The sequence below is a fragment of the Caldimonas mangrovi genome, from assembly GCF_023721835.1.
Taxonomy (GTDB): Bacteria; Pseudomonadota; Gammaproteobacteria; order Burkholderiales; family Burkholderiaceae_C; genus Caldimonas; species Caldimonas mangrovi.
Window position 1 is genome coordinate 293142 of the sequence record NZ_JAMKFE010000005.1, and the last position, 24731, is coordinate 317872.

The following is a 24731-nucleotide window of genomic DNA, read 5'->3' on the forward strand; positions in this document are numbered from 1 at the left end:
GTCAGAGCTGCGCCAGGCGCTGCAGGGCCGAACGCAGTGTCTCGTCCTTCTTCGCGAAACAGAAGCGCACCACGCGCTGCTCGCGTCCGCCGGCGTAGAACACCGACAGCGGGATCGCCGCGACGCCGATCTCGGTGGTCAGCCAGCGGCAGAACTCGACCTCGCTGCGGTCGCTGATGGCGCTGTAGTCCACGCACTGGAAATAGCTGCCCTCGCTCGGCAGTAGCCGGAAGCGAGTGCGGCCCAGGCCGTCACGGAAGAGGTCTCGCTTGTGCTGGTAGAAAGCCGGCAGCTCGAGATACGGCGCCGGGTCGGCCATGTACCGGGCCAGCGCATGCTGCACCGGCGTGTTGACGGTGAACACATTGAACTGGTGCACCTTGCGGAACTCGGCGCTGAGCGGCGCCGGCGCCGCCACGTACCCGACCTTCCAGCCGGTCACATGGTAGGTCTTGCCGAAGCTCGAGACGATGAAGCTGCGCGCAGCCAGCTCGGGGTGGCGCGCCACGCTCTCGTGCGCCTGCCCGTCGTAGACCATGTGTTCGTACACCTCATCGGCGATCACGACGATGTCGGTCGGCCGCAGCAGCTCGGCCAGCGCGTGCATGTCCTCGCGGGTCCAGACGCTGGCGCTCGGGTTGTGCGGCGTGTTGACGAGCAGAGCGCGGGTGCGCGGCGTGATGGCCGCGGCGATGCGCTCGAAGTCGGGGCGGAAGCTGCCCGGCTCGCCGTCGCGCCCGAGCGGCACGAACACCGCCTTGCCGCCGGCCAGCTCGATGTTCGGCTCGTAGCTGTCGTAGCAGGGCTCCAGCACGATGACTTCGTCGCCGGGGCGGACCACCGCCAGGATGGCCGTCAGAATGCCCTGCGTGGCCCCGGCCGTGACGGTGATCTCCAGCCCCGGGTCATACCGATGGTCATACAGCGCCCCGATCTTGCGGGCGATCGCATCACGCAGCGCCGGCACACCGGGCATCGGCGGGTACTGGTTGTGGCCCGCGCGCATCGCCTCGGCCACGCAGTCGACCAGCTTCGGGTCGCAGTCGAAGTCCGGAAAACCCTGCCCCAGGTTGACGGCGTCATGCTCCTGCGCCAGCGCGGACATGACCGTGAAGATGGTGGTGCCCACCCGGGGCAGCTTGGTGCCGACGTCCGGCGTGCGGGGGGAATGTACTTGCATGGTCATCAATTCACTGCATCGATAGGCGAGCGGTCGGTCCGAGTGGCTCCGCGGATACGGCTCTGCCGGGCCGCCGGAGCCGCCCCCTCGAGGGGGCGCGCGCAGCGCGTAGGGGGTGGATCAAAGCTCATAGTGCTGCCCGTCGCTCCCCATCGCACGCACGATCAGGTTGCGGTTGAGACGGTCCGACAGCGACTCGGCGAAGGCATAGACGAAGTTGCGCAGGTAAGCGCCGCGCTTGAAGGCGATGCGTGCGACGTTCTGGCCGAACAGGTGGCCGGTCGGGCGCCACACCAGCTCGCCGCCGGGGGCGAAGGCTGGGTCCTCGCGCACGGCCATCTCGGCGACGATGCCGACGCCGAGGCCCAGGCGCACGTAGGTCTTGATGACATCGGAGTCGATCGCCTCCAGCACGATGTTCGGCTTCAGCCGCTTCAAGGCGAAGGCCTGGTCGATCTTCGTACGGCCGGTGAAGGAGGGGTGGTAGGAGATCAACGGCTCGCCGGCCAGTTGCTCCAGCGACAGCCGCTCGACCCGCGCGAGCGGGTGGGCGGCCGGCAGCACGGCCATGTGCTGCCACTCGTAGCAAGGCATCGTCACCAGTTCGTCGAACTGCGCCAGCGACTCGGTCGCCAGGCCGATCTCGGCGGCCTCCTCGATCACCATCTGTGCCACCTGCTCGGGCGTGCCTTGATGCAGGCTGATGTTGACCTTCGGGAAGCGCTTGCGCAACTGGGCCACCGGCGCCGGCAGCACATAGCGGGCTTGCGTGTGCGTGGTCGCGATCGACAGCGTGCCGGCGTCCTGCTTCGAGAACTCTTCGCCGATGCGCTTCAGGTTGTGCACCTCGCGCATGATGATCTCGATCGACTTCAGCACCTGTTCGCCGGGCTCGGTCACGCGCTTCAGCCGCTTGCCGTGGCGCGCGAAGATGTCGACGCCCAGTTCTTCCTCCAGCTCCAGGATGGCCTTCGAGATGCCGGGCTGGGAGGTGAACAGGGCTTTGGCCGTCTCCGTGAGGTTCAGGTTGCGGCGCACCGCCTCCTGGACGAAGCGGAACTGGTGCAAGTTCATTATTTCGGCCTGATCTGAGGATGGCCGAAATTATGTCACCGAGCTATGTGGAGGTGCGGCTGAGGGCCAGCGCGCTTTGTGCCATCGCCTCGATGAGCCGTTCGGTCTCGCCGACGGCCGGCTGCAGCAGCCACTGCACGTGCGGGTGGCGGCCAGCCAGTTCGGCGAGCAGGGCGGGCAGGTCCTTGCGCACATGACCGCCGGCGCCCAGAAACAGTGGCACCACGCTCACGTGGGTGCAACCGGCCGCTGCCAACCTCGCCCCTGCTTCTTGCAGGTCCGGCGACATGAACTCCAGGAACGCCAGCTCGACGACCGCATCGGGTGCCAGCCCGCGCAGGCGCTGTGCGGTGGCATCGAAAGGGCGCGCCCACTGCGGGTCGCGCGCGCCGTGGGCGAACAGCAGGATGCCGGGCCTGCACATCGCGCTCACCGGTTGCGTACCAGCCAGTTGAAGGCCAGCAGCGACAGCAGCAGGTAGATGGTGCTCGGCGCCGCCGCGGCCATCCACGGCGTCCAGTTCTGCAACAGGCCGATGTGGCTGGCGACGTTGTTCAGCAGCACGAAACTGATGCCCAGCATGATGCCGCCGAACACCTTCAGGCTGATGCCGCCTGAGCGGCCATGCAGGTAGGCGAAAGGCAGCGCCAACGCGACCATCACCAGACAGGCCAGCGGGTACAGCGCCTTGCGCCAGAACTGGATCTCGTAGCGCTGCGCCGACTGCTCGTTCTCGGACAGGTGCGAGGCGTAGCGGTACAGGTCGACCGCCGACATCGTGTTGGGTGGCTGCACGGCCGCCGCGACGACCGACGGCGACAGCGAGCTCGGCCAGTCGTAGATGGCGTACTCCTCATCGACCAGCTCCAGTTCGCCCGGGCGGGCGTTGGGGGCGTCCACAGCCTGCCAGTGGCTGCGGCGCGCCTGTTCGAGGCGCCACACCGGGCCTTTGCGGATCGTTCCTCGCGGCGCGCTGAGCCACGATACCAGCCGGCCGTCGCCATCGAATTCGTAGATGTGCACGTCGCGCAGGTCGCCGCCGGCCGAAGCCGCGGTCAACTGGATCGAGTAGCTGCGCTCGCCCTCGGCCGTCGCGCGATGGTCCTTCAGCCAGGCGCTGGAGCGGCCGAAGGCGGTGCTGCCGCGCGCCTTGCCGCGCACGGCCTGGGCGTGCTGGTCGGTCCAGGGCGCGAGGTAGTCGCCGACGACGAAGGTCAACGCCGCAAAACCGATGCCCAGCCCCATCAGCAGCGTGAGCGCCGCGCCGGGGCCGAGCCCGCTGGTGCGCAGGATGGTGAACTCCGACGACTGCGCCAGCCGCGCCATCGCGTAGATGGTGCCGATCAGCACCGCGATCGGGATCAGCTCGTACAAGCGGCCGGGCAGCTGCAGCAGGCAATAGGTGAGCGCCGCCGCGAGCGGGTAGCCCTTGCGGCCGACCTTTTCGAGCTCGTCGATGAAGTCGATGAAGAAGAACAGCGACAGAAAGGCCACCGTGACGAAGGCCACGGCGCTCAGCACGTCGGTGTAGATCAGGCGGCGGACAGTCTTCATGCGGTCTTCAGGCAGGGGCGTGGCGGCTGCTGCGGCCGAAGCGGAACAGGTCGGCCAGGCCCCGCTCGCGCCAACGCAGCACCAGCCACGCGACGACCGCGGCGCCACCATGCACCACCAGCAGAGCGGTCAGCGGGGCGAGCTTGCCGCCGGAGACCCAGCCTTGCGTGAGGTTCAGCAGGTTGAAATAGACCACGAAGGTCAACAGCGCGAACAGCAGGTTCCAGCTGCCGCCGCGGCGCGGGTTCGAGGCAGACAGGCCGACACCGAGCAACAGCAGGTTGGCGGCCGTCAGCGGCAGGCCGATGCGCCAGACCAGCTCGCCGAGGTGGCGCGCGGTCGGGTCGAGCCACAGTTCCAGGGTCGTGCGGGCCTTGGGGGGCAGGTTCTCGTTGCGCACCTGCGCCTTCTCGCCGGCGAGGATGCGATAGGTCTCGAACTGCGCGATGTTCTTCTCGTTGGTCTCAAAGTTGCGGTCCACCCGCTGCCCGCGGTCGAGCACGAGGAAGCGGTCCTCGCCCCGAGTTTCGATGCGGCCGGTGCTGGCCGACGTGACGGCCTCGCGGTCGTCGCCGCGGATCAGCACGAACACGTTGCGGCCGGTGCGGCCTTCGTCGGTGTTGCGCTCGACGAAGAACACGCGGCGGCCGTCGCTCGACGATTGGAACTGCCCGGGGGCGACGCGCGACAGGTCGGAGCGCCGCTCGTAGAGGTCGCGCAGGTCGGCGGTGCGCTGGTTGGCCCATGGCCAGACAAACAGCGCGAGCAGCGCGATGATGGCGACCACCGGCACCGACAGCCGCAACACCGGGCGCAGGAAGCGCCCGAGCGGCACGCCGCTGGCGAACCAGATCGTCATCTCGCTGTCGCGGTACATGCGAGACAGGCAGCTCACGATGGCGACGAACAGCGAAAGACTCAGGATGGTCGGCAGGTAACCCAGCACCGTGTAGCCCATCAGCAGCACCACGTGCTGCGGCGCCACCGAGCCGCTGGCCGCCTGGCCCAGCGTGCGGATCAGCATCATGGTCAGCACGATGGTCAGCAAGACCACCAGCGTGGCACCGAAACTGCGTGCGAGCTCTCGACGGACGGAGGAATCGAATAACATCGATGAATTCAAGTGAACGCGACATTATGGACTTCAGATTTCAATCCCTTGCCCCCTCAGGCCTTGCCGACTTTGCCGCCGACGCCCTGATCGTGGTGCTGGCGGGCGAAGTGAAGCAACAGCGCGTCGATGGCGTGCTCGGCACCCTGCTGAAAGAAGCCGTCGCGCAGGGCGACTTCCAGCTCAAGTCCGGCCGCACGCTCTACCTGCACCGGGCTCAGGGCTTGCGTACGCCGCGCGTGATCCTGGCGGCGGCCGCGGATGCGACGCCCAAGGCGTTCAAGGCCGCCATCGTCCATGCCGTGGCGGCGCTGAAGAACAGTGGCGCCAAGCATGTGGCGGTGGCCTCGGCGGCACCTGAAGGGCTCATGCCCGAGCATGCCGAAGCGTTGGTGGCCGGCGTGAGCGACGCGCTCTACGTCTACCGGCACACCAAGCCGACCGCCCCCAAGCCGGCAGCGCTGGCCCGGCTCACGCTGCTCGGCGACAAGGCCGATGCCAAGCCGCTGCAACAGGGGCTGGCGCGTGGGCAGGCGATCGCCGCCGGCGTGACACTGGCGCGCGAGTGCGCCAACCGCCCCGGCAACCATGCGACGCCCACCTTCCTGGCCGAGCAGGCCAGGCAGCTCGGCAAGGAGCACGGCCTGCGCGTCGAGGTGCTCGACCGCAAGGCCGTGGAAAAGCTGGGCATGGGCGCCTTCCTGGCGGTCGCGCAGGGTTCCGAGGAGCCGCTGCGCTTCATCGTGCTTCGCTACGAAGGCGCCGCCAAGACGCAGGCACCGACGGTGCTGGTCGGCAAGGGCATCACGTTCGACACCGGCGGCATCTCGATCAAGCCGTCGGCCGAGATGGACGAGATGAAGTTCGACATGGGGGGGGCCGCGAGCGTGCTCGGCACCTTCCGGGCCATCGCGCAGCTGAAACCCCGCCTCAACCTGGTCGGCCTGATTCCTGCGTGCGAGAACATGCCGGACGGCCGGGCCGTGAAGCCGGGTGACGTCGTCACCAGCCTGTCGGGACAGACGATCGAGATCCTCAACACCGATGCCGAAGGCCGCCTGATCCTCTGCGACGCGCTGACCTATGCGGAGCGTTTCAAGCCTGCCGCGGTGATCGACATCGCCACGCTGACCGGCGCCTGCGTGATCGCGCTCGGGCACCATCGCTCTGGCCTGTTCACCGCCGACGACGAGCTCGCCGAGGCACTGTCGACCAGCGGCCAGCAGGCACTGGACCCTTGCTGGCGCATGCCGCTGGACGAGGAGTACGAAGAGGCGCTGAAGAGCAACTTCGCCGACATGGGCAACGTCGGCGGCCGTGCCGGCGGCGCCATCACGGCGGCGATGTTCCTGCGCAAGTTCACCGCCAAGTACCGTTGGGCCCACCTCGACATCGCCGGCACGGCGTGGAAGAGCGGTGCGGCCAAGGGCGCGACCGGCCGGCCGGTGCCCTTGCTGACGCATTACCTGCTGCGCCAGGCGCGCTGAAGGAGTTGCGGGCCGGTGACGGAGATTGCTTTCCACTTCAATGTGCCGGACAAGCTGTCCTACGCCTGCCGGCTGCTGCGCAAGGCCTATCGCAGCGAGGCCGAGGTCGGGGTGGTTGCACCGGTGCGCCTGCTCGGCGAACTGGACCGCGCGCTGTGGAGCTTCGAGCCGCTGGAGTTCATTCCCCATGCGTCGGCCCGGCTTGCCGGCTCTGCGATCTCGAAACACACCAAGGTGTGGTTGGCCGCCGACGCGGCCGACGTGCCGCATCACGCGGTGCTCGTGAACCTGGGTGAGGTCGTCCCCGAGGGGTTCGAGCGCTTCGACCGGCTGATCGAGATCGTGTCGGCCGACCCTGCCGACCGGCAGGCCGCCCGGCAGCGCTGGAAGCACTACGGCGATCGCGGCTATGCGATCCAGAAGCACGAGGTCGGAGTGACATGAAGGCCGCCGCCGATTCAGCACGCGAACCCTCCCACGGGTTGTCTCGATGACCGCTGGCAAGACCGTCCCCCCGCGCCAGGTGCCGACGCTCACCGAGGTGGTGCGTCGCGATGCGGACTCGGCGACCGAGATGCCCCAGCCCGAAGCGCCGGAGATTCAGGAGCCGCCCCCTTTTCTGCTGGCCGCCGAGGGCGAGGAACAGATCACCCACCGCATACTGGCCGATTTGCAGCGTCAGGTCGATCTGATGCTCGAATACCGGCTGCGCGAAACTCTCACGCCGGCGCTCGCGCGCATGGCGGATCAATTGATTCGGGATACCCGGGTTGAATTGGCCGCGACATTGCGCGAAGTGATTGCGCGGGCGGTGGCACAGGAGCTGGCCCGTACGCGGGGACGCTGAGATCGCTGCTGCCGTGCGGTGGGCGGCGCAGCCGCCACCCCGTGGTCTGCCTCTTGCTTTGTCGGACCCCACGCCTGTCGGGTTAACGCGGTGTCGACCCGAAGGTTGACCCGCCGGTCACGGGATTCCTTAGAGGATTCCCGCAGGAAAGGCGGTTTCTTTTCGAGTATTGTTCCGGCCGTTGAGTAATCAAATCCGAGTCTCAACTTTTTCAACTAGGAGGCTTTTCATGCAATTCAAACTGAACCTGATCGTGGGTGCAGCTGTCCTGACGCTGGCCGGTACGGCCCTGGCCCAGGACGTGGTGAAGATCGGCCACGTCGGTCCCACCAGCGGCGGCATCGCCCACCTCGGCAAGGACAACGAGCTCGGCGCCCGCATGGCGATCGACGAGTTGAATGCCAAGGGTGTGACGATCGGGGGCAAGAAGGTCAAGTTCGAGCTGCTCGCCGAAGACGACGCGGCCGACCCGAAGCAGGGCACGGCTGCCGCACAGAAGCTGGTGGACTCGAAGGTCCAGGGCGTGGTGGGCCACCTGAACTCCGGCACCACGATTCCCGCGTCCAAGATCTATCACGACGCCGGCATTCCGCAGGTGTCTCCCTCCGCCACCAACCCCCGCTACACCCGCCAGGGCTTCAAGACGGCCTTCCGCATGGTGGCTGACGACGTGCACCTGGGCGGCACGCTCGGCAAGTACGCCGTCACGCAGCTGAAGGGCAAGTCGATCGCCGTCATCGATGACCGCACCGCCTACGGCCAGGGCGTCGCCGACGAGTTCGAGAAGGGCGTCAAGGCAGCCGGCGGCAAGGTCGTTGCGCGTGAATTCACCAACGACAAGGCCACCGACTTCACCGCCATCCTGACCTCCATCAAGGGCAAGAAGCCCGACGTCGTGTTCTACGGCGGCATGGACGCCGTGGCCGGCCCGATGCTGCGCCAGATGAAGTCGCTCGGCATCGAAGCCAAGTTCATGGGCGGCGACGGCATCTGCACCGGCGAACTGCCGAAGCTGGCAGCCGGCACGATGGGTGACGGCCAGGTGGTCTGCGCCGAAGCCGGTGGTGTCGAAGGCGCCGAGAAGAAGGGCATGGACGATTTCCGCGCTGCCTTCAAGAAGAAGTTCAACACCGACGTCCAGATCTACGCTCCGTATGTCTACGACTCGGTGATGGTGATGGTCAACGCGATGGTCAAGGCCGGCTCGTCGGACCCGGCCAAGTACCTGCCGGTGCTGGCCAAGACCGAAGGCTACAAGGGCGTCACGGGCACCATCAGCTTCGACAACAAGGGCGACCTGAAGAACGGCGCGCTGACCCTGTACACGTACAAGGGCGGCCAGCGCGAGCAACTCGCGGTCGTTCGCTGAGCCTCGTTCTCACCGAGCCATGCAACGGGCGCCCCACGGGGCGCCCGTTTTTCTTGGCGTCGGCACTGAGGACGCGGCGCACCGTCTGCCTGCTCCATGAAGGCCGCGCACCTGGAATGTGCTCACCGGGCGGTGCGCGAACGAGCCGCCCCGCCTTGGAGCCGCGGAGTGCCGCAGGGGGGCGTTGTCGTGCGCACTGCAACTCGCGTTACAACACATCGCGTGCCCGTCATGGTTCCGCCATGCATGCCGCCTAGGCTGGCGAGACGCCAACCTCAGGAGCGCCTACATGCCGAACTCCCGTTCTTCCAGCCGCCGCCGCTTCCTCCACCTCGGTTCCGCCGTCCTCGGGGGTGCCGCGGTGCCGTCATGGGTGACGGCCCAGGGCGCACCCGCGCTCGTGGCGTCGGACGGTGCCCGTCCGCGTGTGTTGCAGGGCCTGCAACTGGGTGATCCGTCGCACGACTCGCTGCTGGTCTGGAGCCGCAGCGACCGACCGGCCCGGATGGTGGTCGAGTGGAGTCTCGACCGGCATTTCCGGCAAGCGACTCGCGTCGTCGGCCCGTATGCGCTGGCAGACCGCGACTTCACGGTGCGTCAGGATCTGACCGGCCTGCCCGCGGATCGCGAAGTTTTCGTGCGTGTGAGCTTTCAGGCGCTCGACAGTGCGCGCACGGTGTCCGAGCCCGTCACCGGCCGCCTGGTGACCCTGCCGGCGGGACGACACGGCAGCGAAGGGCTGCACCGGGGCGGGCGCCACGCCGCCGACCTGCGCTTCGTCTGGGGCGGCGACACGGCCGGGCAGGGCTGGGGCATCAACCCGGCCTTCGGCGGCATGCGCATCTACGAAGCGATGCGGGTGCGCGAACCGCGTTTTTTCATCCACAGCGGCGACAGCATCTATGCCGACGGCCCCATCCAGCCCGTGGTGCAGGCAGAGAACGGGCAGACGTGGCAGAACATCGTGACGCCGGAAGTGTCGAAGGTCGCCGAGACGTTGGACGAGTTCCGGGGGCGCTATCGCTACAACCTGCTCGACGAGAACGTGCGCCGCTTCAACGCCGAGGTACCGCAGATCTGGCAGTGGGACGACCACGAAGTCACCAACAACTGGTCCGATGCGAAGGACCTGTCCGCCGACACCCGCTACACCGAGAAGAGCGTGCCGCTTCTGACCGCACGCGGCACCCGCGCCTTCCTCGACTATGCACCGTTGCGGCCGTTCGACGCGCGCGAGTCCCAACGGGTCTACCGCCGTTTTTCCTACGGCCCGCTGCTCGACGTCTTCGTGATCGACATGCGCTCCTATCGGGGGCCGAACACCGACAACCTGCAGCCGGTATCGGGTGCCCAGACCGCCTTTCTCGGCCGCGAGCAACTGGAATGGCTCAAGGACGGGCTGGACCGCTCGCGTGCGCTGTGGAAGGTGATCGCCGCCGACATGCCGATCGGCCTGAACATCGGCGACGGCACCACCGCGGCCGGTGCGTCCCGCTGGGAGGCCGTCGCCAACGGCAACGCCGCCGCGCCGCTGGGACGTGAGCTGGAGGTCGCCGAATTGCTGCGTTTCATCCGCCGTCGGCAAGTGCGCAACACCGTTTGGCTGACGGCCGACGTGCACTACTGTGCCGCGCACTATTACGACCCTCAGCGTGCCGCCTTCGACGACTTCGACGGCTTCTGGGAGTTCGTGGCCGGCCCGCTCAATGCGGGCAGCTTCGGCCCGAACACGCTGGACGGCACCTTCGGGCCGCAACTGATGTTCTTCAAGGCACCGCCGGCCGGTCAAGCCAACTTGTCGCCGTATGCCGGACTGCAGTTCTTCGGCGAGGTGAACCTCGATGGGCGCAGCGGTGCGCTGACGGTGGACATGCGCGACCTCGACGGCGCTTCGGTCTACAGCAAGACGCTGGCGCCGCGGTTCGGTTGACCCGCCACCGGAGACGGCTGCGGGCGTCCGGCTGCGTGCAGGCGGTCGACGAGGTGGTCCACCTCGGCATCGGCCTGCTCCAGGGAGGCTTGCAGACGCTCGTCTGCGAACTCGTCGTACTCGACGGCCAGGCTGTGCATCTCGGTGATGCCGATGTAGCCGAAGGCCGTGCGGATCGCCGGCTCGACATGGTTCATGTGCGCGATGCGCTGGCCGGCACCATAGCCGTGATCGCCCCGGGCACTCAGCACGAACAATCGTTTTCCGGCCTCGGCCAGCAAGGGCCAGTAGGGATCACCGGCGCGCGAACGGTCGAAGCCGAAGGTGCGGCCGACGCGCACGATGTTGTCGATGTAGGCCTTGAAGCCGGCGGGGACGCCGAAGTTGTACATCGGCACGCCGGCGACGATGACGTCTGCCGCCAGCAACTCGTCGATCAGCGCGTCGCTCTCGGCAAGCACTTCACGCATCCAGGCTTCGCGTTTCGGTTCCGGCGTGAAGGCCGCGTGGATCCAGCGGCCACTGACCGGTGAGGGCGGTGCGGCGCCGACGTCCCGGTACAGCACGCGATCGGTCGGGCGGTACGAGCTCCAGCGCTCGACGAATCGAGCGCTCAGGCGGCGCGTGTGAGAACCATGCGGTTGGGCGCCCGAGCGGCCCGGGCGGGCACTGGCGTCGAGGTGCAGAAGGGTGAGCATCATTCATCCTTGGTGTAGTGGCAGCAACGCGGAAGGAGGCGGTGCCTGCCAAGGAATATGCGTTTCACCAGCCGTTCCGACAACCGATAAGATGTCAGGCGTCACATTAATAAAAGTAATCCATGTCGCGCCGGCTGCCTCCGTTGTCTCAACTGCGTGCCTTCGAGGCGGCCGCCAGGCGCCGCAGCTTCAAGCTCGCGGCCGACGAGCTGGCCGTCACGCCGGCCGCCATCAGTCACCAGGTGAAAGCGCTGGAAGAGCTGTTGGGCATGGCGTTGTTCGAGCGACGCACCCGGCAGGTGGTGCCGACCGCTGCGGCGCTGCGTCTGCTGCCGGTGCTGTCCGAAAGCTTCGACAGGATGGCCGAGGGGCTGGCGGCGATGAGTGCTGCACGCCGCGTGGCGAGCGTCACGTTGTCGACGACCCGCGCGTTCCTGACGCAATGGCTGATGCCGTGCCTGCCCGCGTTCCATGCGAAGCATCCCGAGATCGAGTTGCGACTGCATGCCGACGAGTCTCCGGTCGACCTGGCGGCGGGCGAGGCGGACCTGGCGGTCCGCTATGGTGCCGGCCCGTATCCGGGGCACGATGCCGTCGAGCTGGCGGAGGACCGTTTCGCTCCGGTATGCAGTCCGCTGCTGAAGCTCGAGTCGCCGCGCGATCTGCAGCGGTGCCCGCTCATTCATTTCGAATGGCGGCGACCGGTCGCGGACATGCCCGACTGGAATCAATGGCTGCTCGCGGCTGGCGCGAAAGGGATAGACACGTCGCGCGGGCTGCGCTTCAGCGAGGAAGTGCATGCCATCCAGGCGGCCATTGCCGGCCAGGGCGTGGCCTTGCTCAGTACGACACTGGTCCACGACGAACTCCAGCGAGGCGTGTTGCGATCGCCGTTCGGGCCCATGCTGGGCGGGCGCCGCTTCTGGCTGCTGCAGCATCGGGCCCGCCAGCCGAGCGCGGCATGCCGGGCCGTCGCGCAATGGCTGCTCGGCGAGGCGAAGGCGCGGCGCAAGCCGCAAGGGCGGGAAGTGCCGGCGGCCGCGGCAACGCGGCGTTCCTCCTGAACCTGCGTCAGGATCTGATCGCCCATCGGGACGACTACGTCGGTGGGAGAGAAGAGTCCGAACGGCTTATCGGTCATGCCTGGCGCGATCGCGAGCCACGCCGGGCGACTTCGCCCGCACTGCATGCCGAGCGCTCCGCGTCCCGGTGCTGTTGATCCGCGGTCCACGGGATCATGTCGTGCCGGTGGAGCAGAGCCAGGCCATGGCTCGGGCGCTGCAGCGTGCGGGCAAGGCGCATCGGCACATCGAGCCGGAAGGCGGGGACCATGCGCTCAGCCGGTATGCGCACCGCCTGGAGTTCCTCCAGGCGTTGGAGGCGTTTCTCGACGAACACTTGTCGTCCCCGGCAGCGGCGGCGCAGTCGGCACCGCGCTGAAGCGGCAAGCTTGCAGCGGCTACCGCGACGAAGCCAGCTGCGCCGCCGCTTCCTGCTTTCCCAGCTTGCGCAAGGAGGCTATCGCCGGCATTTGTTTTTCACGCGGCCTGGCCTTGCCCGTCTCCCAGTTGTAGACCGACTGGGTGGACACGCCGAGCAGCAGGCCGCAATCCTCTGCGGACAAGCCCAGACGGCGGCGCTGTCCCAGCAGGCCTTTGCCGCTGAACCGTATCCGGGGCTCGGCGGGCTGGGGGGAGTTGGGCGCGGCGTCGGCCGTGAGCTGGCGCATCAACCGGCGTACGTCCTGCTGCAACGCGCGCACCGCCCGCTTCAGTTCGGCGATCTCGCTGCGGTGAGCGACCGAGGCCTTCTTGAGGGCGGTGGTTTCGTCCCGCACCTGCCTGCGGGCCAGGCGGGTGATCTCGGTCTTGAGCAGTTGTGCGAGGTTGGGCATGGACGGCGGAGTCAAGTCATGGAGGCGGCAGGGTAACGCACTCCGGCATGGCTGCGCTGCCGCGCGCGCCCCGGCGCGGTGCGCGGAGGCGGCAGCGCAGACACACGGCAGCCCCTGTTCGTTAAACCCCGTTTAATCATCGTCCTCGATGATCGCCTCATCTCGATTCCGGAAGGTGACCGATGTCCTGGGACCTCGCGCGACACATCGCCATTTCAACGGCCGCGTTCGCGGCGGCCGGCTTCCAGTCGACGGCGGCTTGCGCCCAGGCGGCAGGGGCTCCTGCGGTGAGCCGGCCCCCGTACTCGTCGAACGCCTCAGATCAGGGCCCGACGTCCCACCAGTCGAGTGCGTATCGATCGGTTCAGGTTCCGCAGAAGGTTCGATAGCGCGCCGTCACCGACGCCGGTGCCGGTTCGGCGTAACGCGCCTGTTCCTGCGACTCTTGGTACGGCATGCGTACGGCCGCCAGCAGGCGATCGAACGGCCGCATGTCGTCGGCGGCCGAAGCGGCGTCCAGTGCCTCCTCGACCAGGTGGTTGCGGGGAATCACCCAGGGGTTGACGCGCCGCATGCCGGCAGCGCGCTCCTCGCCGAGGTCGGCACCGGCATCCTCGAGAGCGCAGCGCGCTCGCCATCGGGCCAGCCAGGCATCGGGCGCCTGCGGGTCATCGAACAGGGCTCGTAACCGGTCGTCGTCGTGCTGCGCGGCGTCGGCCAGGCGCCGCCACGCCAGCGTGAAGTCCACGCCGTGCTGGTGCAGCAACGCCAACCAATCCTCGGCGAGCACGCTGTCGGTGGCATCGTCGTCGCGTGTTGCGCGGCGAAGCCCGAGCTTGGCGCGGTGGCCCGCCAGCAGTGCCGCACGGTACAGCTCGGGAAACACGTCGACCACCTCGGTGGCTTGCGCGACCGCTTTGTCCATCGCCGGCTCGCTGCGGTCCTCGGCGATCAGCGGCAGCAAGGCCTCGGCCAGGCGGGCGATGTTCCAGCGCGCGATGAGAGGTTGGTTGCCGAAGGCGTAGCGTCCGCCTCGGTCGATCGAACTGAAGACGGCCTGCGGGTCGTAGGCCTCGACGAAGGCGCAAGGGCCGTAGTCGATCGTCTCTCCGGAGATCGTCATGTTGTCGGTGTTCATCACGCCGTGAATGAAACCGACGTTCATCCATAGCGCCATCAGCGCCGCTTGCCGCTCGGCCACCTTGCGCAGCAGCCCGAGGTAGCGGTCGGGTTCGCCGATCAGGTCGGGGTCATGGCGGGCGATCGTGTATTCGGCCAGCAGGCGCAACGACCCGGTGTCGTCGTCGGCGGAGAAGAACTGGAAGGTGCCGACGCGCAGGTGGCTGGCGGCCACCCGAGTCAGCACGGCGCCGGGCAGGGCCTGCTCTCGATAGACCGGCTCGCCGGTCGCTGCAACGGCGAGGGCGCGCGTGGTCGGGATGCCGAGCGCATGCATGGCCTCGCCGATCAGCGCCTCGCGCAGCATCGGTCCGGTCGCCGCCCTGCCGTCGCCACCGCGCGAGAACGGCGTCGGCCCCGAGCCCTTCAGTGCCATGTCGCGGCGTCGGCCGGACCGGTCGATCACTTCGCCGAGCAGCAGCGCCCGGCCGTCACCCAGCTGGGGGGAGTAACGGCCGAACTGGTGGCCGGCGTAGGCCTGCGCGAGCGGTTCTGCGCCCGCAGGGACGGCGTTGCCGGCAAAGACGGCGGCGCCCTCGGCGCGACCGAGCGCCGCGACGTCCAGTCCGAGCTCGCCGGCAAGCTGGTGATTGAGGAACAACAGGTGCGGCGAGGCCACCGGAACGGGCTGCCCGCGGACATAGAGACCCGGCAGCTCGCGGGCATAGGTGTTGTCGAAGCGGAAGGTGAGGGCGGGGTCCATGAAGCTCCAGGAAAACAAGGCCATCGTAGCGAACCGGCGCGTTTCGGCGGGGCCATCATGAGGATGACTGCTGCGCGAGGCCGTCCGGGCGGCGCCGGCCAAGGGCTGCGGGCAGCGTCGGATGCCGCTGCACCACCCGGCGATTGCAAGGGTTTTTCCGGTGCGACAAACATTACACCAATAACGTATATTTGAATCATGCCCACTGCCACGCCACTGCGCCGGTCTCATCGCGACCGTAGCGACGCCACCCGTGCCCAGCTCATCGCCGCGGCGATTCGCGTGGTCCGCGAGAAGGCCTTCCACGGCGCCTCGGTGTTCGAGGTGGCCAAGGCTGCGGGCGTCACGCCTGGCGCCTTCCAGCACCACTTCGGCACCAAGGCCGAGCTGATGATGCAGGTGACCGAGTCCATCCTGCGCGGCGACCTGGACGATCCCCTGGCGTGGCCGAAGGCCACTGCGTCGCTGCGCCGTCGCGCCGAAGGGGCGGTGCAGGCCCTGTGGAAGCGCGTCTACGAACCCGAACGCTTTCTGGTGGCTTGGCAGATCTACTTCGGCTCGGCTTCGGACGATGCGCTGCGCGAGCGCCTCGCGGCGAAGCGAGCCGAGCTCAGCCAGGTGCTGCACGGTCGATTTCTCGGCACCTTTCCCGAACTGGCCGGCCAGCGTGACGGGGCGGCCTTCGTCGACACCGTGCTGTCCACGCTGCGGGGCATCGCGATGACGCGGCTGTTCGGCCCGCAACAGGAACTGGTCGATGCGCAACTGGCGCAGCTGGCCCGTCTGATCGAGCTGCGCTGTGCCGCAGCGCCCGCCTCCAACCGCAGGAAGACAACATGAGCCATCGATTCCTCCTCACGCTGCGGGCCTGGGCCCTGGCCGTCTGCGCCCTGTGGGCCAGTCCCGGCGCACAGGCGGCATACCCCGACAAGCCCGTCACGCTGGTCGTGCCGTATCCGCCGGGCGGCGCCACCGACGTGCTCGCACGCATCCTCGCCAAGGGGCTCACGCAGCGGCTTGGCCAGCCTGTCGTGGTGGAGAACAAGGCCGGCGCAGGCACCGCCATCGGGGCCGCCGCTGTCGCTCGTGCGCCGGCAGACGGCTACACCCTGCTGATCAGCTCCAACACCACGTTCACGGTGAACGCAGCACTCAAGCGCACGTTGCCCTATGACCCGCAGCAGCAGTTCGAAGGCGTGGGCCTGATCGGTAGCTCGCCGCTGGTGTTGCTGGCCCATCCTTCGTTGCCGGCCAGCACGGTGGCCGAACTCGTCGCGCTGGCGCAGAAGCAGCCAGGCACGCTGTCTTTCGGTTCGTTCGGCACGGGCACCACGTCGCATCTGGCGGGTGAGCTGTTCCGCATGATGACCGGAGCCGAGATGCTGCATGTGCCCTATCGGGGCAGTGCACCGGCCATGACGGACCTGATCGGCGGTCAGGTGTCCCTGACGTTCGATACCAACGTGGCCGCGATGCCGCAGATCGCGGCAGGCAAGGTCAAGGCGATCGCGGTCACCTCGCGCAAGCGTTATTCCGGCCTGCCGGACGTGCCCACCGTGGCCGAGGCGGGCTTCCCCGACTACGAGATGGTCCCGTGGATCGCGGTCGTGGCGCCACGCGGCCTGCCTGCCGACGTGCGCGCGCGCCTGTCGAAGGCGCTGCAGCAGACCATCGCCGCCCCTGCCACCCACGCAGAGCTCGAGAAGGCTGGGGTGGAAGTGGCCTGGCAACCCGGCGCGGTCTACGACGAACGCGTCTCGCGCGAGCTGCCGTTGCTGCGAGCGTATGTGCACAAGGCCAAGCTGCCGATCGAATGAGCGCGAACGAACTTGCGGCGCTGTCGGCCGTCGAATTGCGCGAGCGCATACGGCGGCGCGAAATTTCGCCCGTCGAACTGCTGAACGACTGCATTGCACGCATCGAGGCGCTCAACCCCGGCGTCAACGCCGTGTGCGCGACGGACTTCGCACGTGCGATGGCGCGTGCGCGCGAGGCCGAGGCGCACCTGCTGCGCGGCGGTCCCTTGCCGCTGCTGCACGGCCTGCCGCTCGGCGTGAAGGACCTCCAGGACACGGAAGGACTACTTACCACCTGCGGCAACGTGCGCCTGCGGGGCAACGTGCCGAGCGCTGACACGGCGCTCGTGGCACGGCTGCGCGCGGCGGGCGCGATCGTCGCGGCAAAGACCAACGTGCCGGACATGGGTGCAGGCGCCAACACGCGCAATCCGGTCTGGGGCGCCACCGGCAACCCGTTCGACCCCCGCCTCAACGCCGGCGGTTCCTCCGGCGGCTCGGCTGCGGCACTGGCCTGCGACATGCTGCCGCTGGCGACTGGCTCCGACACGGGGGGCTCGCTGCGCATCCCGGCCGCGCTTTGTGGCGTGGTCGGCCTGCGTCCTTCTCCGGGGTTGGTGCCCAACGACCACCGGCCGCTCGGCTGGTCGTCCATCTCGGTGCTGGGCCCGATGGCGCGCGACGTGGCCGATACGGCGCTCATGATGGCTGCGAGCGTCGGCGATCACCCGCTCGACCCACTGGGACAGCGGGCCGAGGGCGCCGAGTTCTGGCCGCTGCGCGAGGTCGACCTGGCCGGCCTGCGTCTGGGCTACACCGAAGACTTCGGCGTCTGCGCCGTAGACGCCGGCATCCGCCGCACCTTCCGCGACCGCCTCGCGGCCGTGGCGCGCCAGGTCGCCTCCTGCGAGGAGGTCACGTTGCCGCTGCAGCACGCTCACCGAGCCTTCGACGTCGCGCGCGCAGAGAGTTTCGTCGCGGCGTTTGCCGAGCGGTACCGCACCGAGCCCGAAGCGCTCGCCCCCAACGTGCGTGCCAACATGGAGATCGCAGCCTCGGTGACGCTGGCGGACCGGGCGTGGGCACACCTCGAGCAGACCCGGATCGCACGTGCATTCCAGCGGGCTTTCGAGCGCTTCGACCTCATCGTGGCACCGGTCACGCCGCTGTCGCCATTCCCGTGGACGCAGCTCTACGCCGAACAGGTCGACGGCCGTGCCATGTCTAACTACTACGAATGGCTGTCGCTCACCTATGTGGTCACGCTGGCGACTGTGCCGGCGCTGTCGCTGCCCTGCGGGGTGGACGAGCAGGGCATGCCGTTCGGCTTGCAGCTCATCGCGCCCTTGCGGGGCGATGCGCGCCTGCTCTCGATAGCCGCGGCCATCGAGCGGGCATTCGCAGGCGAGGCCCGGCTCGCCCGGCCGCGGCCTGACACAACCCGGCTGCGCGAGGCGCGGCCGGAGTTGCGCAGTATCGTCACCCATCCGCCGGCCCCGGCCGCGGAAGGCGGCGCCGCGGCCGGGCATCTGGGCGCGGTCTAGGGGCGGTCAACACCAATGAGGGGGCCGATGCATAGCCGTTCAGGGCCCGGAGGGGCGCGATGAGTACCCATGTCCTGGTTCTCGGTGCCGGCATGGTCGGCGTCAGCACGGCGCTTGCGCTTCAGCAGCGGGGCCATCATGTCACGCTCGTGGATCGCAACGCGAGGTGCCTGGAAACCTCGTACGGCAACGCCGGCATCATCCAGCGCGAGGCGGTGAGGCCGTACGGCTTTCCACGGGAGTGGCGTGCCATTCTCAGAGTCGCGTCAGGACGCGGCAACGAAGCGCACTACCACCTTGGCGGCCTGCCGGGCATCGCGTTGCGCCTGGCGAGGTACTGGGCCCATTCCGCCCCGGCGGCCTATGCGCCGATCGCTGAAGCCTACGAGCGGCTGATCGCGCACTGTCTGACCGAGCACGCCAGGTGGATGGACGAGTGCGGCGCACAGGATCTCGTGAGCAGGAACGGGTGGCTGCAGAGCTACCGAACACCGGCAGTGTGGCACGCCGCCGCGGCCGAAGCCCTCCGGGTGGCGGACCGGGCAGGGTTGGATTGCGCCGTGCTGGACGGGGCGGCGCTCGCGGCGGCCCAGCCCGCCTTGCAGGCACCGATGGCCGGCGCCATTCATTGGAAAGACGCCTGGTCGGTGAGCGAACCCGCGGAACTGGTCGAACGCTACGCAGCGCTGTTCGTCAAGAAGGGCGGTGTTGTCCTGGTCGGCGACGCTCGGACCCTGCGCCAGCAGGGCCGCGGGTGGGCCGTGGATACCGCCAGCGGCAGCGTCGACGCCGAGCACGCGGTGCTGGCACTCGGCCCGTGGTCGGACCAGGCCACGCGGGCGCTCGGCTACAAGTTGCCCTTGTTCGTCAAGCGCGGCTATCACCGGCACTACCGTCGGGGAGCGACGCTTGCCTTGCCGATGCTCGACATGGAACAGGGCGTGATGCTGGCTCCGATGAAGCGGGGCATCCGCATCACGACCGGCGCCGAGTTCGCGCCGCTGGACGCGCCCTCGACCCCCGTCCAACTGCACAGGGCCGAGCAGTCCACGCGCAGCCTGCTCGACCTGGGTGAACCTGTGGAGGCGCAGCCGTGGCGGGGAGCACGGCCCTGCACGGTCGACATGAAACCCGTCATCGGGGCCGCTGCGCGCCATCGTGGTCTCTGGTTCAACTTCGGCCATGCGCACCAGGGCTTTACCCTCGGGCCGGTCTGTGGCAGGCTGCTTGCAGAGCTGATGAGCGGCGAGACACCGATCGTCGATCCGGAACCCTATTCGCCGGCCCGCTTCTGACGGGCGCTCGTGCGGGTGGTGTCGGCGAACAGCTCGAACACCAGGTCGCGCAACCACCGATTCACCGGCGAGCGGTGGTACTTGGCGTGCCAGAACATGTTGATCGACACGTCCGGCAGCTTCGCCGGGTGCGGAACCTTCACCAGGTCGAACGGCTCCAGCAGTCGGGTGGCCAGGCGGTCAGGCACCGTTGCGATCATGTCGGATCCCTGCAGGATGTGTCCCACGCTGACGTAGTGCGGGACGGTCAGCCGAACGTTGCGCGCAACGCCGCCGCGTTTCATCAACTCGTCGACCTTGCCGTGCCCGGTGCCGGCGGCGACGACCATCAGGTGCTCGGCTGCGGAAAACTCCGCCAGGGAGATGCGACGCTTGGCGAGACGATGGCCACGGCGCATCACGCAGACATAGGGCTGCGCGAAAAGCCGGCGCTGAAAGAAGCCGGCTTTTAGCTGGGGCAGCAGGCCGACGGCCAGATCCACCTTGCCGGACTCCAGCTCGTCGCGCAGGTTGACCGCGGTGTTGCGCACCGTGCTCAGCGTGACGCCCGGGGCTTCGTGGCGCAGGCGTTCGATCAGCGTCGGCAGGAAATAGATCTCGCCGACATCGGTCATTCCGATCGTGAAGGAGCGCTCCGCGGTGGTCGGGTCGAAGTTCGTCCTCAGATTGATCCCGCTCTGGATCATGGCCAGGGCATAGCCGACCGATCCGGCGAGCTGGTCTGCAAAGGGCGTCGGCTCCATGCCCCTGGGCGTACGCAAGAACAGCTCGTCTGCGAACTGCTTGCGCAGCTTGGCCAGCGAGTTGCTGACAGCAGGCTGCGAGACGCCGAGTTTCTCGGCCACTCTGGACACGCTGCGTTCAGCGAGCAGGTGGTTGAAGACCACCAGCAGGTTCAGGTCCAGTTCGTGCAGCTCCATGATCTCGTGCCTCCCCTCGACATCACCACCAGTGATATGAACTATATCGGGAATCGTGTTGGCTGATTCCGGTGCTGACCGGATCATCGGGCCCATGGAACTCCTGATCCAACCGCTGCGCAGGTCGATCGACGTCGAGCCCGGGAGCAACCTGCTCGATGTGTTGCGCCGCGCGCAGATCCCGGTGTCCTACAGCTGCATGGCCGGCCGCTGCGGCACCTGCCGCTGTCGCCTCGTCGAAGGGGAAGTGATCGACCCGGGCCGCGCCCGCCCGCTGGACGACGGGGACTCCTACGTGTTGGCCTGCCAGACGTTTGTCACGCAGCCATGCACGGTCGAGATCCCGGAACCCGACGAGGTCGTCGTGCACCCGGCGTGCATCGTGAAGGCCACTGTGGAGACGGTGGAGACCTTGACGCGCGACGTCAAGCGCGTGGTGCTCAGGCCGGCGAAACCCATCGGCTACTCGCCAGGGCAGTACGTGCAGCTGCAGTTCACGCCCGAACACGCGCGCCCGTACTCGATGGCCGGCCTGGCGGGCGACGGCACGCTCGAGTTTCACGTCCGCAAGGTGCCGGGCGGTCGCGTGTCGTCCTACATCGCCACCGAATTGAAGCCGGGCGATCGGGTCCGGGTCAGCGGCCCCCTCGGTACCGCCTATCTGCGCCGCAAGCACGACGGTCCGATGCTCTGCGTGGCGGGGGGCACGGGCCTGGCGCCGGTGCTATCGATCCTGCGTGCCGTGGTGGCCGAAGGCCTGCGCAATCCCGTCCACCTGTACATCGGCGTGCGCACGCCCGCCGACGTTTACGGAATGGGCTGGCTGCGCGACCTGCAGCTTCAGCACCCGGCGTTGAGCCTGCAAGTCGTCGTGGCCTCGGCCGATGGTTCAAGCGGGCTGCGCCGCGGCCTGGTCACAGACGCCATCGAGCAGGACATCGCCAGCCTTGCGGGCTGGCATGCCTACCTGTGCGGATCGCCACCCATGGTCGAGGCGGCGACCGTGCTGGCCCGGAAAAAAGGGGTGGAGCCGGCTCACATCCACGCTGACGCGTTCTACGCGCAACCCGCCTGAAAGGAGCATGTTTTGCACTCTGCCCCACACCGTGCCGCCGACGGCGACCGCGCTGCCTACTACGACCGCATCGGGGTGCACCACATGGCCCCGCTGTGGGAAGTGCTGTCGGCGCTGGTGCCACCGCAGCCACGCTCGCCGGCCGTGGCGGCGCTATGGCGCTACGCCGAGTTGCGCAGGCACGTGCTGGAAGCCGGCCGACTCCTGACCGCCGAAGAGGCCGAGCGGCGCGTGTTGATCCTGGAGAACCCGGGCCTTCGAGGGCAGTCATGCGTCACCCGGAGCCTCTACGCCGGGTTGCAACTGATCCTCCCCGGCGAAGTGGCGCCGGCCCACCGACACACGCAGTCGGCGCTGCGCCTGGTGCTCGATGGAGAGGGCGCGTACACGGCCGTGGACGGCGAGCGGACCACCATGCACCGAGGCGACTTCATCGTCACACCGGCCTGGACCTGGCACGATCACGGCAACCCCGGCGACCAGCCCGTGGTGTGGCTCGACGGGCTGGACATTCCGATGGTGCGATTCTTCGATGCAGGCTTCGCCGAGAAGAACGCTCAGTCGGCGCCGCCGCCTTCGCGACCCGAGGGCGATGCGCTCGCGCGCTATGGCGCCAACATGGTGCCGATCGACTACGCGCCGAAGCCGACCGAGGCCACGCGTGTGTTCGTCTATCCGTTCGAGCGTACCCGCGCCTCGCTCAAGGCGATCTCCGGCGGCGTGCCGGATCCCCACCATGGCTTCAAGCTTCGCTACGTGAACCCGGCGACCGGCGCCTCGCCGATGCCGACGATCGGTGCCTGCGCGCAATGGTTGCCGGCCGGCTTCGAGACCAGGCCGCTGCGGTCGACCGACGGCACGGTGCACGTGTGCCTGCAAGGCCACGGCGAAGTGAAGGTGGGCGAGCAGAGCTGGCGGTTGCAGGAGAACGACGTTTTCGTGGTGCCTTCGTGGCACGACCTGCAGCTGCGTGCCGATGGCGACAGTCTGCTGTTCAGCTTCTCCGACCGCCCGGCGCAACAGGCGCTCGGCCTGTGGCGCGAACAGCGCCTTTGAGGCCCATGCAGGAAAGACCGCCATCATGAATCTCTGTGTCCCCGCTCCCGCACTGTCCGCGCTTTCGGTCGCCGGGCGGGATCAACGCTTTCCCGTGAATCGCATTTACTGCGTGGGCCGCAACTACGCGGCACATGCGCGCGAGATGGGGATCGACCCTGAGCGCGAACCGCCATTCTTCTTCATGAAGCCTGCCACCGCCGTGGTCGATGCGGCACGCCCGGTGAGCGTGCCGTATCCGCCAAGAACGAATGACTTCCACCACGAGGTCGAACTCGTCGTCGCCATCGGCCAGGGCGGGCGCAACATTCCGGTCGGGCGGGCATTGGCGCACGTGTACGGCTATGCCGTCGGCCTGGACATGACACGCCGCGACCTTCAGCTCGAAGCCCGCGACAAGGGCCGTCCCTGGGAGTTCGGCAAGTCGTTTGCGCAGTCCGCGCCGATCGGCGCGGTGCATCGGGTGCAGGACGTCGGCCATCCGACAGCGGCGGCCATCACGCTGCGGGTCAATGGTCGGATGCGCCAGTCCTCCGATATCGCCCAGCTGATCTGGTCGGTGGCCGAGGCCATTGCGGTCCTCTCCGAGTACGACGGGCTCGAGCCGGGCGATCTGATCATGACCGGCACGCCCGAGGGCGTGGGCGCCGTGGTGCCCGGCGACGTGATGCACGGCGCGATCGCCGGGCTCGGCGAGATCGAGGTGAGGCTCGAAGGCTGAGCTCGGCCCGAATCCCGATGATCAAGGAGGCAAGCTTGGACCATACGTCGAACGTCTTTCCGACCGAACCGCGCTGGGAAAACGAGGGGACCCATCGCATCCCGTTCCTCAGCTACACGAGCGATGCGCTGTACCGTCGCGAACTGGAGCGCTTTTTCTACAAGGGCCACTGGTGCTACGTGGGGCTGGAGGCCGAGGTGCCGAACCCGGGGGATTTCAAGCGCACGGCGATCGGTGAGCGCTCGGTCCTGATGGTGCGCGACGCCGATGGCGGCATCAATGTGGTCGAAAACGTCTGCGCACACCGTGGCATGCGCTTCTGCCGGGAACGGCACGGCAACCGCAAGGAGTTCGTCTGTCCCTATCACCAGTGGAGCTACACGCTCCAAGGCGACCTGCAGGGCGTGCCGTTCCGACGCGGAGTGAAGCAGGACGGTCAGGTACAGGGCGGCATGCCCGCCGACTTCAAGCCCGGCGAGCACGGCCTCACCAAGCTGAAGGTGGCTGCGCGCGGCGGTGTGGTCTTCGCGTCGTTCGACGCGGACGTGGAGCCGTTTGAAGACTACCTGGGCCCGACCATCCTGGGGTACTTCGACCGCCTCTTCGGCGGGCGCAAGTTGAAGATCCTGGGCTACAACCGGCAGCGCATTCCGGGCAACTGGAAGCTGATGCAGGAAAACATCAAGGACCCGTACCACCCGGGCCTGCTGCACACCTGGTTCGTCACCTTCGGGCTCTGGCGTGCGGACAACAAGTCGCAACTTCGCATGGACGACAAGCACCGACATGCCGCGATGGTGTCCACGCGAGGCACCGGCGGCAGGGCCGAACAGGTCACCCAGGTGTCGAGCTTCAAGGAAAGCATGCAGCTCAACGATGCCAGCTTTCTCGACATCGTTGCCGAGCCCTGGTGGGACGGGCCGACCGCGGTGATGACGACCATCTTTCCCAGCGTGATCCTGCAGCAGCAGGTCAACAGCGTCTCGACGCGCCACATCCAGCCGAACGGGCGCGGCAGCTTCGATTTCGTCTGGACACATTTCGGCTTCGACGACGACGACGAGGCGATGACCCGACGCCGCCTGTGCCAGGCCAATCTGTTCGGGCCCGCCGGCTTCGTCTCGGCCGACGACGGCGAGGTGATCGAGTTTTCCCAGCAAGCATTCGAGTCCAAACCCTTTCACCGAGCCCTGGCGGAGCTGGGGGGGCACGAGGTCGAGAACGCCGACCACATGATCACGGAAACCCTGATACGAGGCATGTACCGCTATTGGCGTGCCGTGATGGAGGCTTGAGCG

The 24731-nt window shown here is 67.9% G+C and carries 24 protein-coding genes; 15 read left to right on the plus strand and 9 right to left on the minus strand.

Annotation, left to right across the window (positions count from 1 at the left end; all coding sequences use genetic code 11):
• Window position 1: 1 nt before the first annotated feature.
• The 5 genes from M8A51_RS10780 to lptF all read right to left on the minus strand — a co-directional run bounded on the left by M8A51_RS10780 (window position 2) and on the right by lptF (window position 4919).
• On the minus strand, window positions 2-1180 hold the full coding sequence (locus M8A51_RS10780; protein ID WP_407062223.1) for a pyridoxal phosphate-dependent aminotransferase: 1179 nt from the start codon (window positions 1178-1180) through the stop codon (window positions 2-4).
• Window positions 1181-1300: 120 nt separating this feature from the next.
• Window positions 1301-2254: a CysB family HTH-type transcriptional regulator gene (locus tag M8A51_RS10785; protein WP_251778243.1), complete on the minus strand. Its 954-nt coding sequence runs from the start codon at window positions 2252-2254 to the stop codon at window positions 1301-1303.
• 43 nt (window positions 2255-2297) lie between these two features.
• Window positions 2298-2678: a sirohydrochlorin chelatase gene (locus tag M8A51_RS10790; RefSeq protein ID WP_251778451.1), complete on the minus strand. Its 381-nt coding sequence runs from the start codon at window positions 2676-2678 to the stop codon at window positions 2298-2300.
• A gap of 5 nt (window positions 2679-2683) precedes the next feature.
• Window positions 2684-3808: an LPS export ABC transporter permease LptG gene (gene lptG / locus M8A51_RS10795; RefSeq protein WP_251778245.1), complete on the minus strand. Its 1125-nt coding sequence runs from the start codon at window positions 3806-3808 to the stop codon at window positions 2684-2686.
• 7 nt (window positions 3809-3815) lie between these two features.
• Window positions 3816-4919 carry an LPS export ABC transporter permease LptF gene (gene lptF / locus M8A51_RS10800; protein ID WP_251778247.1) on the minus strand — a complete coding sequence of 368 codons (1104 nt, stop codon included), beginning with the start codon at window positions 4917-4919 and terminating at the stop codon, window positions 3816-3818.
• 26 nt (window positions 4920-4945) lie between these two features.
• Here lptF and M8A51_RS10805 point away from each other — a divergent pair, with 26 nt between their 5' ends.
• The 5 genes from M8A51_RS10805 to M8A51_RS10825 all read left to right on the plus strand — a co-directional run bounded on the left by M8A51_RS10805 (window position 4946) and on the right by M8A51_RS10825 (window position 10552).
• On the plus strand, window positions 4946-6406 hold the full coding sequence (locus M8A51_RS10805; protein ID WP_251778249.1) for a leucyl aminopeptidase: 1461 nt from the start codon (window positions 4946-4948) through the stop codon (window positions 6404-6406).
• A gap of 15 nt (window positions 6407-6421) precedes the next feature.
• Window positions 6422-6850: a DNA polymerase III subunit chi gene (locus M8A51_RS10810; protein WP_251778251.1), complete on the plus strand. Its 429-nt coding sequence runs from the start codon at window positions 6422-6424 to the stop codon at window positions 6848-6850.
• 46 nt (window positions 6851-6896) lie between these two features.
• Window positions 6897-7253 (plus strand): hypothetical protein, encoded by a 357-nt coding sequence (locus tag M8A51_RS10815; RefSeq protein ID WP_251778253.1) that lies wholly within the window; start codon window positions 6897-6899, stop codon window positions 7251-7253.
• A 229-nt stretch (window positions 7254-7482) separates the two neighbouring features.
• A complete protein-coding gene (locus M8A51_RS10820; protein WP_251778255.1) occupies window positions 7483-8622 on the plus strand; it encodes a branched-chain amino acid ABC transporter substrate-binding protein in 1140 nt (379 codons plus the stop codon).
• A gap of 289 nt (window positions 8623-8911) precedes the next feature.
• Window positions 8912-10552: an alkaline phosphatase D family protein gene (locus M8A51_RS10825; protein WP_251778256.1), complete on the plus strand. Its 1641-nt coding sequence runs from the start codon at window positions 8912-8914 to the stop codon at window positions 10550-10552.
• Here the strand turns inward: M8A51_RS10825 and M8A51_RS10830 are convergent.
• Window positions 10519-11253 (minus strand): FMN-dependent NADH-azoreductase, encoded by a 735-nt coding sequence (locus tag M8A51_RS10830; RefSeq protein ID WP_251778258.1) that lies wholly within the window; start codon window positions 11251-11253, stop codon window positions 10519-10521. The two genes, M8A51_RS10825 and M8A51_RS10830, sit on opposite strands and share 34 nt — an antisense overlap.
• Window positions 11254-11372: 119 nt before the next feature.
• Here M8A51_RS10830 and M8A51_RS10835 point away from each other — a divergent pair, with 119 nt between their 5' ends.
• Both M8A51_RS10835 and M8A51_RS10840 read left to right on the plus strand, forming a co-directional pair.
• The gene (locus M8A51_RS10835) at window positions 11373-12314 is read left to right on the plus strand and encodes a LysR substrate-binding domain-containing protein (RefSeq protein ID WP_251778260.1); all 942 of its coding nucleotides are present in this window, start codon (window positions 11373-11375) and stop codon (window positions 12312-12314) included.
• Window positions 12315-12459: 145 nt separating this feature from the next.
• Window positions 12460-12690 carry an alpha/beta hydrolase family protein gene (locus M8A51_RS10840; protein ID WP_407062218.1) on the plus strand — a complete coding sequence of 77 codons (231 nt, stop codon included), beginning with the start codon at window positions 12460-12462 and terminating at the stop codon, window positions 12688-12690.
• A 19-nt stretch (window positions 12691-12709) separates the two neighbouring features.
• On the opposite strand, the gene M8A51_RS10845 is transcribed toward M8A51_RS10840, so the two are convergent.
• Together M8A51_RS10845 and M8A51_RS10850 are read right to left on the minus strand one after the other, a co-directional pair.
• Window positions 12710-13144 (minus strand): helix-turn-helix domain-containing protein, encoded by a 435-nt coding sequence (locus M8A51_RS10845; RefSeq protein ID WP_251778263.1) that lies wholly within the window; start codon window positions 13142-13144, stop codon window positions 12710-12712.
• A gap of 364 nt (window positions 13145-13508) precedes the next feature.
• The gene (locus M8A51_RS10850; protein ID WP_251778265.1) at window positions 13509-15026 is read right to left on the minus strand and encodes a protein adenylyltransferase SelO; all 1518 of its coding nucleotides are present in this window, start codon (window positions 15024-15026) and stop codon (window positions 13509-13511) included.
• Window positions 15027-15224: 198 nt separating this feature from the next.
• Here M8A51_RS10850 and M8A51_RS10855 point away from each other — a divergent pair, with 198 nt between their 5' ends.
• From M8A51_RS10855 to M8A51_RS10870, 4 genes are read left to right on the plus strand one after another with little or no spacing between them, the layout of a single operon-like run.
• Entirely contained in the window at window positions 15225-15866 is a 642-nt protein-coding gene (locus tag M8A51_RS10855; protein WP_251778267.1) for a TetR/AcrR family transcriptional regulator, read from the plus strand.
• Entirely contained in the window at window positions 15863-16843 is a 981-nt protein-coding gene (locus M8A51_RS10860) for a Bug family tripartite tricarboxylate transporter substrate binding protein (protein WP_251778269.1), read from the plus strand. The genes M8A51_RS10855 and M8A51_RS10860 overlap by 4 nt, the downstream gene beginning before the upstream one ends.
• Window positions 16840-18366, plus strand: coding sequence for an amidase (locus M8A51_RS10865; protein ID WP_251778271.1), 1527 nt, complete (start codon window positions 16840-16842; stop codon window positions 18364-18366). Before M8A51_RS10860 ends, M8A51_RS10865 begins: the two co-directional genes overlap by 4 nt.
• A gap of 59 nt (window positions 18367-18425) precedes the next feature.
• Window positions 18426-19661, plus strand: coding sequence for an NAD(P)/FAD-dependent oxidoreductase (locus M8A51_RS10870; protein WP_251778273.1), 1236 nt, complete (start codon window positions 18426-18428; stop codon window positions 19659-19661).
• On the opposite strand, the gene M8A51_RS10875 is transcribed toward M8A51_RS10870, so the two are convergent.
• The gene (locus M8A51_RS10875; RefSeq protein ID WP_251778455.1) at window positions 19640-20581 is read right to left on the minus strand and encodes a LysR family transcriptional regulator; all 942 of its coding nucleotides are present in this window, start codon (window positions 20579-20581) and stop codon (window positions 19640-19642) included. The genes M8A51_RS10870 and M8A51_RS10875 overlap by 22 nt on opposite strands.
• A gap of 94 nt (window positions 20582-20675) precedes the next feature.
• On the opposite strand from M8A51_RS10875, the gene M8A51_RS10880 reads away from it, so the two are divergent.
• The 4 genes from M8A51_RS10880 to M8A51_RS10895 all read left to right on the plus strand — a co-directional run bounded on the left by M8A51_RS10880 (window position 20676) and on the right by M8A51_RS10895 (window position 24728).
• Complete coding sequence (locus M8A51_RS10880; protein WP_251778275.1) at window positions 20676-21656, plus strand: 2Fe-2S iron-sulfur cluster-binding protein; 981 nt, start codon at window positions 20676-20678, stop codon at window positions 21654-21656.
• A gap of 84 nt (window positions 21657-21740) precedes the next feature.
• Complete coding sequence (gene gtdA, locus M8A51_RS10885; protein WP_251778457.1) at window positions 21741-22712, plus strand: gentisate 1,2-dioxygenase; 972 nt, start codon at window positions 21741-21743, stop codon at window positions 22710-22712.
• Between the two features lie 25 nt (window positions 22713-22737).
• Window positions 22738-23433, plus strand: a complete 696-nt coding sequence (locus M8A51_RS10890) for a fumarylacetoacetate hydrolase family protein (protein ID WP_251778277.1) — start codon at window positions 22738-22740, stop codon at window positions 23431-23433.
• A gap of 35 nt (window positions 23434-23468) precedes the next feature.
• On the plus strand, window positions 23469-24728 hold the full coding sequence (locus tag M8A51_RS10895; protein ID WP_251778279.1) for an aromatic ring-hydroxylating dioxygenase subunit alpha: 1260 nt from the start codon (window positions 23469-23471) through the stop codon (window positions 24726-24728).
• Window positions 24729-24731: the final 3 nt, after the last annotated feature.